This window comes from Pseudogemmatithrix spongiicola (genome assembly GCF_030623445.1).
GTDB lineage: Bacteria > Gemmatimonadota > Gemmatimonadetes > Gemmatimonadales > Gemmatimonadaceae > Pseudogemmatithrix > Pseudogemmatithrix spongiicola.
The window spans coordinates 275,489-292,520 of record NZ_CP130613.1 but is presented as its reverse complement, the minus strand read 5'-3'; the positions used below and the strand labels follow the sequence as shown (position 1 = coordinate 292,520).

Genomic DNA, 17,032 nt, shown 5'->3' with positions numbered 1-17,032 from the left:
GCAGCTCGATCTGCCCGGCCGATCGCGGAGTTCCAGCCCCAACAATCCCGTGAGACACCATTCGAGGCCGTGGTGGGGCAATGGTTTGTCCCCGGCCGTCCGAGAACTGAGGCCGAGTATCGCGCGCGACTCCCACGACCTCTCGGAAGGACCCTGGAGCGAGCTCAAAACGCTCGCCAGCATTCACCGCCCGAAGGCGTCCTACTTGTATGTCCGCCACCCAGCGGTTGTCGGCGTCCAAGTACTTGATGAGCCGATAGGAGAATCCGCGCGAGACGGGTCGAGCAGTGGTCGGGGCAACATCACCCGCAATCTCGACGGAAACATCAACCTCGAAGCGTGTCCAATTGATGGAGTCTGGCTTCTCGGGTATCGAGGCCGTGCGCGCGTCCGCCAATCGATCAGCAAACTTCGCTTCCTGCGGCAGCTCGCTGCAACCGCCCAGCACGACTACCGCAGCGAATAGCAGTTCCGCACTGATGGAACGCCTTTTCCTGGCAGAGCGGGCGCTGCTCTGTCGAGGAGCAGGGGGGGGGGGAGCCGACCAATGTCAATGTGCATGCTTCCTCCGTTCGCGGACGAAAACTCGGTTGCGCTAGGCTCAATGGAGTTGCGGCTCGTCGCTGCGGCGCAATCGATACGGTGTCCCTGCCATCCGCGCAATAGGCCGCTCGCCGTCGTTACGCAATTCGGCCTAGGGCGCGCGCAGTCGCAGCCACCCATGCACCCAGCCGCCGCACCGAGGCGTTCGCCTCTGGCGTGAACGGCACCATCAGCTGCCAGTCGTGCGCGAGTCCGTCGTGCGGATGGAACTCCACCGCGACGCCGGCCGCCTGCGCTGCCTCGACGAAGCGCCGCGCGTCGTCCCACAGCACCTCGATGCGGCTGGCCTCGACGATCATCGGCGGCAGGCCGCGCAGATCGCCATAGACCGGTGAGATCAGCGGATCCGTCAGCGACGCCGCGCCGGCGTATAGCGCCAGCGTGTACGTGCGGTGCCGGAGTCCCAGCAGCGGTTCCGAATCAGCGTTCGTGCGCAGTGACGCCGACGCGTCGGTGAAGTCCGTCAACGGGCACACCAGCAGCAACCCTGCTGGCATGGGCTCACCGGCAGCGCGCAATCGCAGCGCCGTCGCGATGGCGAGCTGACCGCCGGCCGAGTCGCCGCCGACGGCGACCTGCAATCCGCGGGCACGCAGCGCGCGCACCGCCGCGACACAGTCATCGAGGGCCGCCGGATACGGATGCTCGGGCGCCAGCCGATAGTCGAGCGAGAACACCGCGACCCCCGCGCGATGCGCGAGCCATGCGGCGAACGAGCGATGCGTGCGCGGCGAGCCGGCGATGAATCCCCCGCCGTGAATGAACAGCAGCGCCACGCCCGTCCTGGCCCCGCGCGGATGCAGCCATTCACCGGGCAGTCCCGGCTCCCGCGAGGGCACGACGCGGAGGCCCCACGGCAACGCCGCCGGCATGGTCAGGCGCGAGGCCATCGCGCGACGTACGGCCGCGAGATCGAACCGCGGGGCATTCGTCACGCGCTTCACCAACACGCGCGCGGCGAGGTTCGCCAGGCGGGCGCGCAGCGACGGCATCAGCGCTCCACGCGGACGACCGCCCGGCGCGTATCGATCTGCCAGCGCCGTCCCTCCAGCAGCGCACGCCCCGCCGCGCTCTCGATGCGCAGCGGCGGCGCGCCCGCACGCGGCACGAGCTGCAGGCCCGGGAACGTGAGCAGCCACGGGATCTCCGTCGCACCGGCGGCGCTGGCGGTCGGCGCACGGCGACCGAGCGTCAGCGTGCCCGCGCGTTCGTCGACCAGCGGCTCCAGCGCCCAGAGCAGGTCGAGGCCCAACCGCGCATCGTCAACACCAAGCGCGGAGTCCACGCGCACCGGTACGTCTCCCAGGCGCCGCGTGCCCAACCAGAGGGCCGGCAATGCATCACCGCGCCGCAGGCCGAGTCGCGCCGCGACGCCGACACCCGCGACCAGCCCTGTGGCATTGGGGTCGATCTGCACCTGCACCGAAGACGCCGAGTCCTCGCGCGCGCGAACGGTGATGCTGCCCAGCAACCCGGGCGCAGGCGATCCGCGCCACGGCAGCGTGACCTCGGGCCCCGCGGCCGCGGCGCGCGTATACGGCCGAATTGCCGCGCGCGCGAGGTTCACGCGGCTCGCCGCGGCGCCGAAGCGCTGCGCCTCATCGAAGAGCACCAGCGCAATCGAAAACCGTCCGCGCGATGCGAGATACGCGGCCAGCGCGCCTCGCGCCGCGGGGTCGCGAGGCTTGGCATCCGACGCGGCGTAGAGCGCCGCTTCGGCGGCGGCGAGGCGGCCCTGCGCGATGAGCGAGTCGGCTCGGCTGGGCCCCGCCAAGCGAGGCGACTGCGCCCCGAGCCCGCCCGCCCAGAGGAGGCAGGCGAGCGCCAGCCGCACCGTCAGGCGATTGCCGCGCGCAGCGCCGCGGCGAACTCCGGCGCCGACGCATAGCGATCGGCCGCCTCGCGTGCCATGCCCTTGAGCAGCACGCGATCCACCGCCTCCGGAATATCCGGCCGCCGGTTGCGCGCCGGAATCGGCTCCGAACGCAGCCGCGCGATCATCATCGCCTGCTGGTTCGAGCCCTCGAACGGCAGCTTGCTCGTGAGCATCTCGTAGGTCATCAGCGACAACGAGTAGATGTCCGTGCGCGGATCCAGCGGCTTGCCGCGCAACTGCTCGGGGCTCATGAACTCCGGCGTGCCAAGGATGATGCCCGTCGCCGTGAGCTTCTGCAGCTCGCCGCTGGCCTTCCGCTCCTTCGCGAGACCGAAGTCCATCACGACCGCGTACTCCTCGCCGGTCCCCTGGCGCTTGCAGATCATGATGTTTTCGGGCTTCAGGTCGCGGTGCACGATGCCCAACTGATGTGCGACGTGCAGGCCATCGGCGATCTCGCTGATGAACTTCGCCGTGTCCTGCAGCGTCGTCTTGCCCACGCGGTAGTTGCGGTCGCTGAGGATCTCGCCTTCCACGAACGGCATCACCACGTAGCAGAGCCCGTCCTCGGTCTCGCCCATGCGCACGATATGGCACACATTGGGATGCGCGAGCCGGATGCCCAGCGCCGCTTCACGGCGCAGGCGGGCCATCGCATTCTCGTCCTTGCTCAGCGCCGGCGAGAGGATCTTGATCGCGTAGCGCTCATTCGTGGACACGTCGCGCGCCATGTACACGTAGCTCATGCCGCCTTCGCCGACCTTCTTCACGATCGCGTAGCGACGGTCGAGCACCTGGCCGGCCATGTTCGCGTGGCTGGTCGCGGCGGGCTTCGGCGACGCCGAGGGACCCTCCTCGCCACGCACGGCGGTTGCGCGCGCCGACGGCTCGCCGGCAGCCGCGAGCTTCGTGCCGTCCTTCGTGCAGAAGCGCGCGTCATCGCCATACTGGCTGCCACAGGTCGGACACCGCATCGGCATCAGGTCGTTCCTCCCGGCATCGCGTCACCCAGCAGGGCACGCAGGCCGTCGTATTCGATGTTCCCGCCGCTGAGCACGGCGACGGTCTTTCCCTGCGGTCGCAGCGTGCCGTCGAGCAGCGCCGCGAGCGTGATTGCACCACTCGGCTCGCACACCAGCTTCAGCCGTTCCAAGGCGTACTGCATCGCACAGGGCAGGCGGCCGTCGGGCACCGTCACCACCTCGTCGAGATGCGCCTCGAGATACTCGAAGTTACGCGAACCGATGCGCACCGCGAGCAGGCCATCGGCGAGACCCGTGGGATTCGCCGGAATCGTCACTGGCTCGCCGGCGGCGCGCGCCTTGGTGAACTTCGGGGAGCCCTCGGGCTCCACGCCGATCACCCGCGCGGTGGGCACCAAGAGCTTCACCGCCCGCGCCACACCGGCGCTCAGGCCACCGCCGCCGATCGGCACCAGCACCGTGCCCACATCCGGCAGGTCCTCGGCGATCTCGAGGCCGCAGGTGCCCTGCCCGGTGATGATCGTGTCGTCGTCGAACGGCGGGATGAACACGAGATCTTCCTTCTGCTGGATCTCGTTCGCCAGCGCGATGCGCTCGGCCGTCGTCACGCCATGGTAGATGCAGCGCGCCCCGAGGCGCTCGGCGCCGTCGCGCTTGGCGCGCGGCACCGTCGTCGGCATGACAATCGTCGCCTTGATGCCGAAGAGCTTCGCGGCCAGCGCGACGCCCTGGCCGTGGTTGCCCGAGCTCCCGGTGATGATGCCCTTGGCCCGCTGTGCGGGCGTCAGCCGCGCGACGTACGTGTACGCGCCGCGGAACTTGAAGGCACCGCCCCGCTGCAGCACCTCGGGCTTCACGAGGATGGGCGTGCCGAGCTTTTCGCTCAGGGCATCATCGGGGAGTAGCGGCGTACGGACCGCAACCGGCCGCAGCAGGTCCGCGGCGGCGCGGAAGTCCGCGAGACTGACGAAGGGCGTCAGCGGCCCGCGCCGTCCCACCGCGACACCGACTGCCCGCGCGCCTGCAGGTCCATCGAGAGCAGCGAGATGGACAGCACCGGAGCGTCGTTGCGGCGGCCGACGGCGAAGCGGGCGACCAGCGTCAGCGGCGTGCGCAGGATGTCGTACTGCCGCGCCGTGCCGCGCGGGATGCGCCACATGTCGCCGGCCTCGTAGACCATGCCCGCTTCCGTGCTGCACCAGAACACCGGGCGCGAGAAGCAGGTGAGGGTCAGCGTGCCGGGCTCGCTGCTGCTCGAGCGCGTGATCGGCAGGCCGAGGCCGTCGACGGTGAACTCGAAGATCTCGCGGTCCGGATCGTAGCGGACTTCGCGCACCGGCATCGCGACGTTGTAGGTCTTGCTGTTCTGCTGGAAGAACTCGCGCTCGCGGCGCTGCGTGGCCTCGAAGGCCGCGGCGCGCCGGGCCTCGAACTCGGCCGTGCTCTCGTAGGGGTCGCGCACGATGCTCTCGTTGCGCGCCTGCAGCTCGGCATACATCGTCGTCGCGCCCTGCGCGAAGTCGTTGAGCTTCTGCGAGAACTGCTGGGGCGAGACGTTCTCCGTCTGCGTCGGCACCGTCATGCCCGCCACGTCGATGTCGCGCGTGCCGGCGAGCGCCGAGGCCGGCACTGTGCTGAGCGGGCCCGTCGGCTGCTGCGGCGTGGCGCGACCCTGTCCCTGCGCCGTCTGCGTGCTCGGCGTCGCGGCGGGCAGCGGCTGCGCAGGGCGCGACGGTGTCATGCCCGTTTCGGGGCGCTGCACCGGCGTGCTTGGCGCCTGCTGCTGCCGCGGCTGCTCGACCTCGCGCGCCGGCTGGCTCGGAGTGGTCGTCACCGTGGGCGGCGTGACGGTCGGCTGCTGGGTGGTGGGCGTCTGCTGGGCACCCGCCTGCTGGCGCGGCTGCGTTTGCTGCGGCGCCGGCTGTTGCGGGGCCGGCTGCTGCTGCGCGCCGGTCTGTGCTCCGGTCTGCGCACCCGCGCGAGGCTGGGTCTGCGGTTGCGCGGGCTGCTGTGCACCGGTCTGCGGCTGCGCGCCGGCAACCGTGCCGCTGCCGGGACGTCCTTCTTGGCAGAAAGGCTGCGCGGCCGGGCCCGTCGGCTCCGCTGACGAGATGATGATGAAGCACGACACCGGCGAGAGCACCGGGTGGCTGGCATTCGCGGCCCACGCGTTCATCGAGGCGTAGGCGATGTTGATCGTGGCGCCGGAGGTCGGCGAGAAGCCGAGGTCGCGGGCGTCCGCGGCGTACACGCGGGTACGGTTGTGATGCGCCGTTTGGAGCTCGGAAAGCCGCGTCAAATCGGCCTTGACCGCCTCGGCGACTTGGGCCTTCTCCCCCGTCAGGGCGGGACGCTGGGCCGCGGCCGGCATCGCCCATAGGGCGAGGGCGGCCGCGGAAAGCAGAACACGGGACAAAGGCGGAACCATCGAGGGAGGGTCTCCAGAGGGGCGCGAACGAGCGTAATCTGCGCCCCCACCGACACTTCCGCAACGCTATTGATGTGCGTTTTTCACAGGGAAAACGCCGACGATTCGCCGCCGAGTCGGGTCACGGCCGCATCGAGGGGGCCGTCATCGTGTTGCAGCCCGGCGCCGGAGGCGGATTCGGACCGCCGTACTGGCCCTCCACGAGGTGCGCCTCGCCGTGGATCAGCACCAGCGTGTACAACCCGTTGTACTGGTGGTCGCAGAGGTCGCCGCGGCGGGGGCCCCCCAGCGCGGCGATGTACTGCATGATCGTGTTGGAGTGCCCGACTACGACGACCGTCTTGCCGTGGTGCTTGCGGACGGCGGCCGCCATGGCCTCGACGTGCGATGCGCCCGGCGTCAGCGGCACCACTTCCGGCGTGATGCCGAAATGGCGCGCCACAGGCAGCGCCGTGTCGCGCGTCCGCACGCGCGGCGTGTGCAGCACCACATCCACCTTGGCTCCACGCAGCGCCTCGACCAGCGCGAGGGCCCGCGCCTCGCCCGCGGGCGTGAGCCGCGGATCATCCGCCGGCTCCGTGCCGCGCTCGGCGTGGCGCACGACGATCACGATGGTCGGCTCCTCGTGCGCTTCGCCCGGACGGTGGTGCGTGGAATCATGCTGCTGCGCGACGAGTGCCGCGGGGAACGCCAGGGCGAGCAGCGAACGGAGGATCAGGCGCATGGAAGGCTCAGGCCGGGGTGAGATTGCCACGAAATACAAAGTACACCGCGCCCAGCAGGCACAGCGACGCCCACAGGAAGTCCAGCTTCAGCGGCTGCTTCATGTACACCACCGCGAACGGGATGAACACCGCCAGCGTGATGACCTCCTGCAGCATCTTGAGCTGGCCCAGGGACAGCACCGTGAAGCCGATTCGGTTCGCGGGCACCTGGAGCAGGTACTCGAACAGCGCGATACCCCAGCTGAGCAGCGCGGCGATGTACCACGCGCGGTGCTGATGGTGCTTGAGGTGCCCGTACCACGCGAAGGTCATGAACGCGTTGGAGGCGAGCAGCAGCAGGACGGTGCGGGAGATGGCGGACATGCGCGCAGGTGTCGGGGTGGAGGACCCCGAACGCTAGGCGCGCCGCCGGAGCCTCGCCAGCAACGCCGGCAGGATGAGCATCGCGCCGAGCGTGCCCGCCACCGTGCCGCCTGCGGTCGCGAGCGCGATGGCCCCGAACAGCGTCGTGGCGCTCGTGCCGACCGCGAGCGGGACTAGCGACGCGATGGTCGTGAGCGTGACCATGACGATCATCCCCGAACGGTCCAGCGCCGCCTGATACACCTGCGCCGCGCGCAGCCTGCCACCGCTCTTCCCGCGCCGCTCGAGCGCGGCGTCCACCAAGAGAATACTCTGGTTCACCGCCAGACCGACGACGAGGATCACCCCCACCGCGGCCTCACGCGTGAACGCCGCATCGGCGGCCCAGAACGCCGCCACGACGCCGCCCAACGCGATCGGCAGCGAGAGGAACACCATCGCCGCGCCCCACGCCGAGTCGAAGACCATCGCCACCGCCAGGATCACCAGCGTCACGCCGATGGCGAACACCAGCCACAGGCCCTTCTGGCTCGTGTCCTGGTTGTTCTGGAAGAACTGCTGGTCCTCCACCGTGAAGCCCGGCGGCACGCTGATGCTCTTCATGAACGCGTCGTGCGTGCGCTGCGCAAGGCGATTCGGCCCGCGGAACTCGTAGGCGACCACGCGCAGGTAGCGCTGGTCCTCGCGCGTCACCGTGGCCAGCTGCTCGCGCTCGTCGACGTCCGAGAGGTCGGCGATGCGCGCCGGCGTGCCCGTCGCCGTCGGCACCAGCGCATCGCGGAGCTGGTCCAGTGAACGCTCGCGCGCGCCCTGCGTCTTCACACTGACTGGGATCTCCTCACCGCCGATCTCCAGGCGCTGCCCGCCCACCGGGCCGCGCACCTCTCGCGCGACCGCACCCGTAAACGTCGCCGCCGTCACGCCGTAGCGTGCCAATGCATCGCGATCGGGATCCAGCGTCACCGCGAACGCCCGGTCGCTGCCGAAGAAGCTGCCGCTCGTCACGACGGCGTTCCGCACGCGCGTGATGCGCTCGAGCCGCGAGCGGATGTCTTCCGCGAGCTCGGCCACTGCCGCGTACGAGTAGCCCAGCACGCGGATGCGGAAGTTCGCACTCGAGCCGCCCCCGCCCCCCGAGCTGAACGCCGGTCCCTGCCCCGCCACGAAGATGCTCGCGCCGCCCACGTACACCGCGCGCGCGGTCAACGCCTCCTGGACCTCCAGCGGGATCGCCGTCGCCTCGGCATCGGGCGTGAAGCTCACCCGCATGCCCGCGCCGAACTGGCCGGAGTTCTGCGCGATCACTTCCTCGATGCCAGGGCGCCCCACGACCACCGCTTCCATCTCGCGCATCGCGGCATCCAGCGACGCCGGATCCGACCCGCGTGGGAAGCTGATGCTCACGGAGACGCTATTGCGCTGCACGCCGAATCCGCTGAACGAGAACCGCGGGATCTTCTTCACGAACACCCAGCCCAAGCCGCTCACCGTCGCCAGCGAAAGGACGATCGTCACGTAGCGCCAGCGCAGCGTCTTCTTGAGCATCCAGCCGTAGATGCGCTGCGCGCGCGGCCAGTGCGTCTCCTTCAGCCCGTGACCCGCCGCCAACGCCGGCACCATGACCAGCGCCGAGAGCACCGACCAGAACAGCCCCAGCGTGAACGCCGCGGCGAACGGGAAGAATGCGGCGCGCGCATTGCCCTGGAGATACAGGAAGGGGAACAGCACCACGGCCGTCGTGAGCGTCGTGCCGACCACGGCTGGCACCATGCGCGCTGCCACCTGCGCGCGGCCCTCCGGCGTGTCGGGGGCGCTGCGTAGGCGCTCCACCACCACGAGCCCGTTCTGCACCAACACGCCGATGCCCATACCGAGCCCGGCGAGGGTGAGCATGTTCGCCGGGATCTCCAGCAGGAACAGGCCCAGTGCCGTACCGGCGATCGCCACCGCCGCCGAACCCATCACCAGCGCCACCGCGCGCCAGTTGCGCAGGGCGATCGCCAACACCAACGCCACGGCCGCGAAGGCGATCGCGCCGCGCAGCATCAGGTCATTCAGTTGGCGCTCCAACTCCACGGACTCGTCGGCCGTGACCTTCCACGTGATGCCCGGCGGCAGCTCGGCCGTCACCTCGCGCATCGCGGCGCGCACGGCCTTCGCCGTCTTGATGGCGTCCGCACCCGCCTCGCGCGTCACCGTCAACGCCAACGCCGTGTTGCCGTTCACGCGGAAGAACCGACCCTGCGTGTCTTCCTCCGGCCGCACCTCGGCGAGGTCACCGAGACGGAACACGCGGCCGCCGCGGCCGCGGATCGGCAAGTCGTTCAGTTCCTCGAGTGCATCCGGCTGGTCGCGCAGCACCACCTCGCGTCGACTCGCGCCGAGCCGTTCGGTGCCGAGCGCCGCGACCACGCGGCTCTCGCGCACCGCCGTCGAAAGCGCCTGCGGGTCGATGCCGACCTGACGCAGGAGGAGTGGATCGTAGCTCACGCTCGCACCGAACTCCGTGCCGCCCTGCACGCTGACGGCGCTGACGCCGTTCACCGCGCTCAAGCGCGGATTCAGCACTTCGTCGGCGATGCGCTGCAGCGCGCCCGGCGTGTACGGTCCGTTCAGGAGTACGCGCAGCAGGGGCGGCTCCTGCAGCGCCTCGGGCACGAGGTTGCCCACGTAGGGCTGCGTCGCGCCGAGCGGGAAGTCCCCACGCAGCAGCTCCAGCCGCTCGAGGATCGCGAGGCGCGTCATCTGCACGTTCGCCTTCGGGTCCAGCTCCACCGTGATGCGCGACGTGCCGTCGCGCGACTCGCTGTTGGTCCGGCGTACGCCGCGCACGCCCTGCGCCGCCGCTTCCACCGGCGACGAGATGTACATCTCCACCAGTTCCGCGGACGCGCCCTGCCACGAGGACGAGATCTGCAGCCGCGGCAGCTCCACCGTCGTGCGCGTGGCCAGCGCCAATCGCGTGAACGAGACGGCGCCACCGAGGCAGATGGCCACGGAGGCCGCCCACACCACGGCCGGACGCGTTACCGCAGCGCGAATCACGCCTGCGTGCCCTCAACCACCAGCGCGTCCACCGCCGCGCGCTGCGCCCGCCGCTCCTGCCAGCCCTCAAGCTGCGCGTACGCCACCGGCAGCAGGAAGAACGTCACGACCTGCGCGCTGATCGCGCCGCCGATCACCGCCGACGCCAGCGGCTGGTACAGCGCACCGCCCGAGCCCCAGCCGAACACCAGCGGCAGCACGCCGAAGATGGTCGTGAGCGAGGTCATCGTGATGGCGCGCAGGCGCTGGCGCCCGCCGAGCAGCACGGCGTCGTGGATCGAATGTCCCTCTTCGCGGAAGCGTCGGATCGCATCGAGCTTCACGACGGCTTCGTTGTCGGCCATGCCGATCATCACCACGATGCCGATCAGGGACACGGCATTGATGCTCTGGCCCGTCATCCAGAGCAGCACGAAGCCGCCCGCGGCCGCCAGCGGCACGGTGATCATCACGACCAGCGGAATCGTGAACGACGCGAACTCGCCGGCGAGCACGAGGAACACCAGCGCCACCGAGAGGATCGCCACCAACGCGAGCTGCTCGGTGGTGCGGCGCTGTTCCACGTCCGCACCTGTGACGGCCCACGTGAGCCCTGCCGGCGGCGTGAGCTGCGCGAGCTGGGCCTGCACGTCCTCGCTGGCCTTCGCGGTGCCCCCTGCCTCGATGAGGCCCTCGACGATGCTCACCGGCCGCTGGTTCACGCGCACCACCTCGATCGGCGCGCGCACTTCGCGCCACGTCACCAGCTGGCTGAGCGGAATGCCGTTCACCGGCGTCGCGAGCGCCACCTGCAGGTCCTCGTTGGCGTTCCCCGCGAAGCGCACGCGGATCGGCGTGCGACGGTCCGTCTCGCGCAGCTCGCTCGCATCCACGCCACCCAATCCGCCTTGCAGCGCCCGCTGCACCGTCTGCACCGCAATGCCGCGCTCGGCCAAACGCTGTCGCTCCAACTGCACCTCGATCTGCGGCTGCGTCGTGCTGTACGCATCCCGCACGTCGCTGAGCGTCGGCAACGCGGCCAGGCGCCGCCGCACCGAATCCGCCCACGCTTGGGACTCGGCCAAGGTGCGTGCGCTCACTTCCACGCGCACCAAGCGCCCCTCACGGCCAATCAGCGACCCGAATTCGCTCTGGCCCGCGAGGTCCAACGCGAGCAGGCCGCCCTGCGCGAGGTCCGGCACGGCGTCACGCAGTTGCTGCGCGAACTGCGCGGCGTCGGCGCCGTCGGGGATCGGCACCAACAGCTGCGCCGTCGCCGACGTGCCGGGCTCGGCGCCCGAGAGCACCTCTTCGTCCGTCGCGATGCCAACGCGCGAGTACACGCCGCTCGATCCCAGCCGCTTCGCGGCCGCCTCGATGCGCGCCGCTTGGCGCGTCGTCTCGTCGATGGCCGTGCCCTCCGGCAGCTGCAGCGCCGCGACGACGATGCCTTCGTCGACCTGCGGCAGGATCTCCTTGGGCAGCTTCCAGAACGAGACGACCATCACACCGACGATCGCGAGGCCAAGGCCGAGCATCGCCAGCGGATTCCGCAGCGACCACTCCATGCCGTGTTCATAGACGTCCGCACAGCGCTCGCCGAAGGCCATCAGTTTCGCCTCCATCGGCCCCGGCACGCGATCGGCCCGCACGCGCGCGCGTGCCGCGAATCGCCGGCGCCCGACGATCATCACGGGCATGAGCGTGAGCGCGAGGATCAGCGACCCGCCGACCGAGAGCACCACCGCCAACGAGAGGTCGCGGAACAGCGCCGCCGCCAAGCCCTTCACGAAGATGATCGGCCCGAAGACCAGCAGCGTCGTCAACGTACCGGCGAACAGCGGACCCGACACCTCGTCCGTCGCGGCGATGGCCGCTTCGTCAAGCGGCAGGTCCGTCTCCGCCATCTTCCGGCTCGTCGCGTCCGCCACGACGATCGCGTTGTCCACCAGCAGGCCCACGCCCAGCGCGAGTCCGCCCAGCGACAGCACGTTCACCGTCACGTCGAAGAGCTGCAGGAACACCAACGCCATCATCACCGAGAGCGGCAGCACGACGGCGATTGCGATGCTCGACTTCCAGTGCCGCAGGAACACGAGGATCATGAGCAGCGAGAGCACGCCGCCGATGACGATCTCCTGGCCGAGGTTCGAGAGCGCGTCGACCACGAAATCGGCCTGCGCGGCCACGACGTGCATGCGGATGTCGGGGAACTCCGTCTGCAGCTGCTCGATCACGCCGCGCATGTCGTCGGTGACCTTCACCGTATTCGAACCAGCGTCCTTGTAGACCACGAGGCCCACCGCCGCACCGCCATCCAGCCGCGTCAGCGTGCGTGGCTCGGCCAGCGTGCTCGTCACCGTCGCGATGTCGCGCAGGCGCAGGTTCGCGCTCGCCGGCCCCACCGGCGTCTCGGCGATCTCGGCGAGCTGGCGGAACTCCGTGAGGGCGCGCACCGAGAACCGGAACTGCCCGCGGCGGATCGTGCCGCCCGCGCCGTTGGCGTTTGCGCTCTGCACCGCCGTCGCGACGTCGTTCGTCGAGATGCCCAGCGCGCGCATCTTCTCCGGGTCGACCTCGATGCGGATCTCGTCCTCCGGCGCGCCGACCACAGCCACGCTGGCCACGCCGCCGATCTGCTCGAGGCGCCGCGCGTGCACGTCATTGGCCGTGCGGCCGAGCAGGCGCAGGTCGTTGAGGCCCGTCAGGCCGATCACCGCGATGGGACGTTCACCCGGATCGCTGGTGAGCAGCGTCGGCCGCGCGGCGCCCTCCGGCAACCGCGACCGGGCCTGGTCGAGCCGCTCGCGCACCGTGAGGATCGTCGTGGGCATGTCCGTGCCCCACTGAAAGCGCATCGTCGTCACGGCCTCGCCGTTGCGACTCACTGAGCGCAGCTCCACCAAGCCCGGTGTGGCAGCCACCGCCGCTTCGATCGGCTCGGCCACGAAGCGCGAGACTTCCTCGGCCGCTGCGCCCGTGTACGTGGTGCGCACCGTGAGCACCGGCAGCGTGACGTCGGGCAGCAGCGTGACTGGCAGGCGCGTCAGCGAGACGCTGCCGAGGAGGACGATGGCCAAGGTCGCGGCCACCGTCGTCACCGGACGACGGACGGCGAATGCGGAGAGCGACATCGGGACGCCCGCTTAGTTGCGCTCGCGCGCCGCGACGGCGCGCACCGGCGCGTCGTGCGTCAGCGTGAGGTGCCCTTCGATGATGACGCGGTCGCCCGGATTCACCGGGATGATGCCACTGGTGGTGTCGGGCAGGATCTCCGTCTGCTGACCGTTGCTCCGCCCCGGCAGCACGTAGGTCCACTGCGCGCGACCGTCCTTCACGACGAAGACCAGCGGACGGCCGTCGCGCTCGATGATGGCGCGTGCCGGGACGAGGCGCCGGCCCGTGAGCCGCTGCGCCTCGAGGCGCACGTCGGCGTACATGCCGGGGCGCAGGGCGCTGTTGCCGGAGGCGCGCACGAAGGCGCGACCGGCACGGGTCGTGCTGTCCACCATCGGCAGCACGGCCGCGACGCGGCCCGCGATCGCCTGCCCCGGCATCGCCGCGCTGGAGATCACCGCTTCGCCACCCACGCGGATCAGCGGCAGGTCGTGCTCGAGCACCGCCGCCTCGACGCGCAGGTTGTTGAGGTCCACGAGGAATCCCAGCTCCTGCCCGGCGTTCACGCGATCGCCGATCACGGTGTTGATGCGATCGATCGTCCCGTCGAAGGGCGCGTAGATCGTCGAGCGCTCGCGAGCCAGCTTGGCGCGATCGAGGCGCACGCGCGCCGCGGCCAGGCCTGAACGGATCACGAAGGCATCGAGGCGTTGTTGCGAGGGCATGACACCGGTCGCCGCCGAGTCGGGGCGATAGAGGTCTTCGTATTGCTGCTCGGCCTGCTTCAACGCCACTTGGGCCTCGGCGAGGTCGATCTCGAAAGGCCGCGCGTCGAGTTCGATCAGCGCCTGCCCGCGCCGCACCCGCTCGCCGGGCCGCACGAGCACGCGGCTCACCGTGCCCGCGACTTCCGTACGGATGCGGCCCTCGGTCTCGGAGCGCACCTGGCCCGTGGTGTTGATCGACAGCACGAGGTCGCCGTCCTCGACGTCGGACACGACGACGGGCAACGACACCGTCGAGCCGCCGGACGTGCCGCCCGAGTCCGTGGCCGCCGCCGTGGAATCGGCGCTCGCCGTGGCGGCGCCACCGACGGCAGACTTGATCTTGTCACAGGCCGCGAGCGTCGTGGCGGCGAGGAGGAACGCGAGAGGACGGCGCATCGACATCTGGAAGGTGGTTCGTGGGAAGGTGTCCTGCGTTGGACCCTCTACGACAGCCTTTGGTTGCACGTGTCAGCGCAGTTCTTCAGCGGAGGACGCGCAGTCGGGCGATCACGAGCCCCCCGGACTCCTCGTCATCGATCGGCACGAGCAGCTCGCCGTTCGGCAGGAGCCCGACCGGCAGGCGATACCCGCGCACCGTGCCGACGTAGGCCCCGTCGGAACCGAAGACGTCGAGCACCCCCGGCTTCTCGTCGCGCAGCGACCGCTGCACCCACATCGTGCCGTCCGCGAGCAGCGTCACCCCGAACGCAAAGGGCAGCATCCCATCGAGCGCCGGTCCCGCGGTGAGTTCGCTGAGCGGAATCGTGCACTCGGCACCGGGGATCTGGAGCTTGAGACCATCGGGGAACTGGCGTCGCACGTCATCCACTGTCGGCGCCCGCGTCGGCAGGTCGCGACGCACCGAGGCGAGGAGCCGGTTGCCTTCGTAGAGCGCGAGTTCGTAGTGTGGACCTGCATACACCAGCGCGCGCGGACCGTCGGCGTCCCACTGGATGCTGCGCGCAAAGAAGTTCGGCTGCGTCAGCTGCACGCGACCGCCGCAGCCCGAGAGCATGCGCGCGTTTCGATTTGCCGGCTCGAAGACGGTGGCCAGCACCGCGCTGCCTGTGGTGTCGCCGCGCAACGTCATCGTGTTGCCGGTCGAATCCCAGCTGCTGACCTGCTGCCAGAGCCCACCGGTGCGGAAGGCTATGCGCATCGTGCCCGCGAGCCCGTCACGGAGCGGAATGTCGGCGATCGGGTCGAGATCCGGCCCCCAGCGCACCAGCGCGCTGCGGCCCACGTCGAGCACGGCGATGGAATCGCCCTGTTGCACGAGATGGAACGGCAGTCCCATCTCCCCGGGCGCGCCGCCCTTCCGGCCGATGCTCCGTTCGTAGCGACCATCGCGGCCGAAGCGACGGATCGCCGGTTCGCGCTCGAGCACATACGTCCGGCCCGCACGATCGGTGATCACCTGCTGCGGAGTGACGCCGGTAAAGAGCCACGGCTCGCCAAGCGAATCCGTGAGCACGCCGATCGTATCGAAGCGCCACGCCAAGGCCGTATCCGGCCCCGTGCTCATGACGATGCGCACGCCTGCCGAGTCCGTGCGGACGACATTCGCCTGCTGCGGCGCCTCGCCGCCGCAGGCCGCGCCCGCGAGGATGGCGGCGCCGAGCGCCGCAGCCAGAGTCCGTTGCATCGCCCTTATTTGGCCCTCGGGAGAACACCCGTCAACACGCTTCACCGAACCCTAATGAAAGCGGGGGTGAGCCCGATGGCCCACCCCCGCCGTCCGTGCCCGCGTGCGCCTCAGTTGCCGCGCAGCGGGATCTCCGTCGCGGTGTGGCGACGCAGGTACACGAGATCGTCCTCGTCCTTCCGCGTCGTATAGATGGTGTTGGTGCCGAAGCCCGCGAGCGTCACGCCGTCCTCAAGCCGCACCTGGAAGGCCACGGTGCCCTGTGCGTTGATCACGTCGTAGAGCGTCCCGCGTGCCTGCGCATTCTCGGTGCGGCGTACCCAGAGCTCGCCGTTCGGCCGCGCCCACACACTGGCCTGGCCCGCGCGGAACGGCGGCTTCACCTCCGGCCAATCCGTCAGCGGCTCGAGCGGCGGCGCGTTGGCACCCGGGCCCATCTGCGCGGTCGTCGAACGCTGTCCATTGTTGTTCGTCACCATGATCGACATCTGGGTGGCACGCGCCGCGTTGCGCAGGCCTTCCTCGTAGCGGATCTCCGCCGCGTTCATGCGTACCGGCGTGTACGCGATGCGCGGCCCCGAGCGCTTGCTGCCGTCCGGCGCGATGAACTCGATGTGATACGTCCCCGCGCGCGCCACGGCCACGCGCCCGTCGGGGAACACCGCCCACTCGTCACGCGGCGCCAGCGGATTCGCCCCGCCGATCATCACGCGCACGTTGCCCTGGCTCCCACTGACCTGCGAGTTGGACTTCGGCAGCACGATGTACGTGAGCGTGTCCATGCGGCGCGTGCTGCGGTCAAGGCGAATCAGCGGCACGGAATCGGCAACCACCGGACCGTTGGGCCCCGGCGAGATCGGGCTGCCCTCGCCATAGAGCCGGCCGCGTGCGTCGGAGGCGCGGGGGCTGAAGCCAGGCCCACCAAGCGAAATCTGCGGGCCGCCCTGCGGACGCCCCTGGCCCTGCCCGGGCGGCGGCGTCTGCGGGCGGCGCGGCGTCTCATCCTCGAGCCGGAAGGTGCTGATCGGCTTCGCGTCCGGACCGATGATCAAGTAGCGGGAGTTCAGCGGATCGAACAACAGCGTCGTGTCACCCGGCGCCGCATACAGACGCATCGGCAGGCCGAACTCCTGCGGCCCGCTGCCTTCGCGGCCGATCTTCGCGGCGGTGCCCGACCGGAAGTCGACGACGCTCACGATCTTGTCGCGCGGGTCCGCCACGATCACGCGGCCATCGCGCAGCTCGCGCACGCCACCGATCTGGCTGAAGGGCTCCTCGTACTCGGCCTGCGGGGCCGGCAACGTGCGCGGCGCCTGCTGGGCGGACAGCGGCGCGGCCAAGGCGAGCATCGCCAACGGCATCATGCGAATCGGCTTCACGGAAGATCTCTCGGAATCGGGGTCAGCCCGCCCCTAACACACGACGACCGGCGGGACACGAAATCTGTCACCGCCGGCCGCCGGTAGGGTTTCCAGGAGCCCCACGCTCCTGGCGTCCCTCC

Annotated in this window: 12 protein-coding genes; all 12 read right to left on the bottom strand. The window is 70.2% G+C overall.

Annotated features, from left to right (window positions below):
- Positions 1-680: 680 nt before the first annotated feature.
- The 12 genes from Strain318_RS01375 to Strain318_RS01320 all read right to left on the bottom strand — a co-directional run bounded on the left by Strain318_RS01375 (position 681) and on the right by Strain318_RS01320 (position 16,910).
- On the bottom strand, positions 681-1,595 hold the full coding sequence (locus Strain318_RS01375) for an alpha/beta hydrolase (RefSeq protein WP_367886744.1): 915 nt from the start codon (positions 1,593-1,595) through the stop codon (positions 681-683).
- Positions 1,595-2,437 carry a hypothetical protein gene (locus Strain318_RS01370; RefSeq protein WP_367886743.1) on the bottom strand — a complete coding sequence of 281 codons (843 nt, stop codon included), beginning with the start codon at positions 2,435-2,437 and terminating at the stop codon, positions 1,595-1,597. Before Strain318_RS01370 ends, Strain318_RS01375 begins: the two co-directional genes overlap by 1 nt.
- 2 nt (positions 2,438-2,439) lie before the next feature.
- Positions 2,440-3,459, bottom strand: coding sequence for a serine/threonine-protein kinase (locus tag Strain318_RS01365; protein ID WP_367886742.1), 1,020 nt, complete (start codon positions 3,457-3,459; stop codon positions 2,440-2,442).
- On the bottom strand, positions 3,459-4,460 hold the full coding sequence (locus Strain318_RS01360) for a threonine ammonia-lyase (protein WP_367886741.1): 1,002 nt from the start codon (positions 4,458-4,460) through the stop codon (positions 3,459-3,461). Before Strain318_RS01360 ends, Strain318_RS01365 begins: the two co-directional genes overlap by 1 nt.
- Positions 4,439-5,833 carry a hypothetical protein gene (locus Strain318_RS01355; RefSeq protein ID WP_367886740.1) on the bottom strand — a complete coding sequence of 465 codons (1,395 nt, stop codon included), beginning with the start codon at positions 5,831-5,833 and terminating at the stop codon, positions 4,439-4,441. The genes Strain318_RS01360 and Strain318_RS01355 overlap by 22 nt, the downstream gene beginning before the upstream one ends.
- A gap of 178 nt (positions 5,834-6,011) precedes the next feature.
- Complete coding sequence (locus Strain318_RS01350) at positions 6,012-6,614, bottom strand: SixA phosphatase family protein (RefSeq protein ID WP_367886739.1); 603 nt, start codon at positions 6,612-6,614, stop codon at positions 6,012-6,014.
- 7 nt (positions 6,615-6,621) lie between these two features.
- Positions 6,622-6,978, bottom strand: a complete 357-nt coding sequence (locus Strain318_RS01345; RefSeq protein ID WP_367886738.1) for a DMT family protein — start codon at positions 6,976-6,978, stop codon at positions 6,622-6,624.
- 33 nt (positions 6,979-7,011) lie between these two features.
- Complete coding sequence (locus Strain318_RS01340; RefSeq protein WP_367886737.1) at positions 7,012-10,023, bottom strand: efflux RND transporter permease subunit; 3,012 nt, start codon at positions 10,021-10,023, stop codon at positions 7,012-7,014.
- On the bottom strand, positions 10,020-13,136 hold the full coding sequence (locus Strain318_RS01335; protein WP_367886736.1) for an efflux RND transporter permease subunit: 3,117 nt from the start codon (positions 13,134-13,136) through the stop codon (positions 10,020-10,022). The genes Strain318_RS01340 and Strain318_RS01335 overlap by 4 nt, the downstream gene beginning before the upstream one ends.
- Positions 13,137-13,148: 12 nt before the next feature.
- A complete protein-coding gene (locus Strain318_RS01330; RefSeq protein ID WP_367886735.1) occupies positions 13,149-14,282 on the bottom strand; it encodes an efflux RND transporter periplasmic adaptor subunit in 1,134 nt (377 codons plus the stop codon).
- An 85-nt stretch (positions 14,283-14,367) separates the two neighbouring features.
- Positions 14,368-15,531 (bottom strand): NHL repeat-containing protein, encoded by a 1,164-nt coding sequence (locus tag Strain318_RS01325; RefSeq protein WP_367886734.1) that lies wholly within the window; start codon positions 15,529-15,531, stop codon positions 14,368-14,370.
- 110 nt (positions 15,532-15,641) lie between these two features.
- On the bottom strand, positions 15,642-16,910 hold the full coding sequence (locus Strain318_RS01320) for an NHL repeat-containing protein (protein WP_367886733.1): 1,269 nt from the start codon (positions 16,908-16,910) through the stop codon (positions 15,642-15,644).
- Positions 16,911-17,032 lie beyond the last annotated feature (122 nt).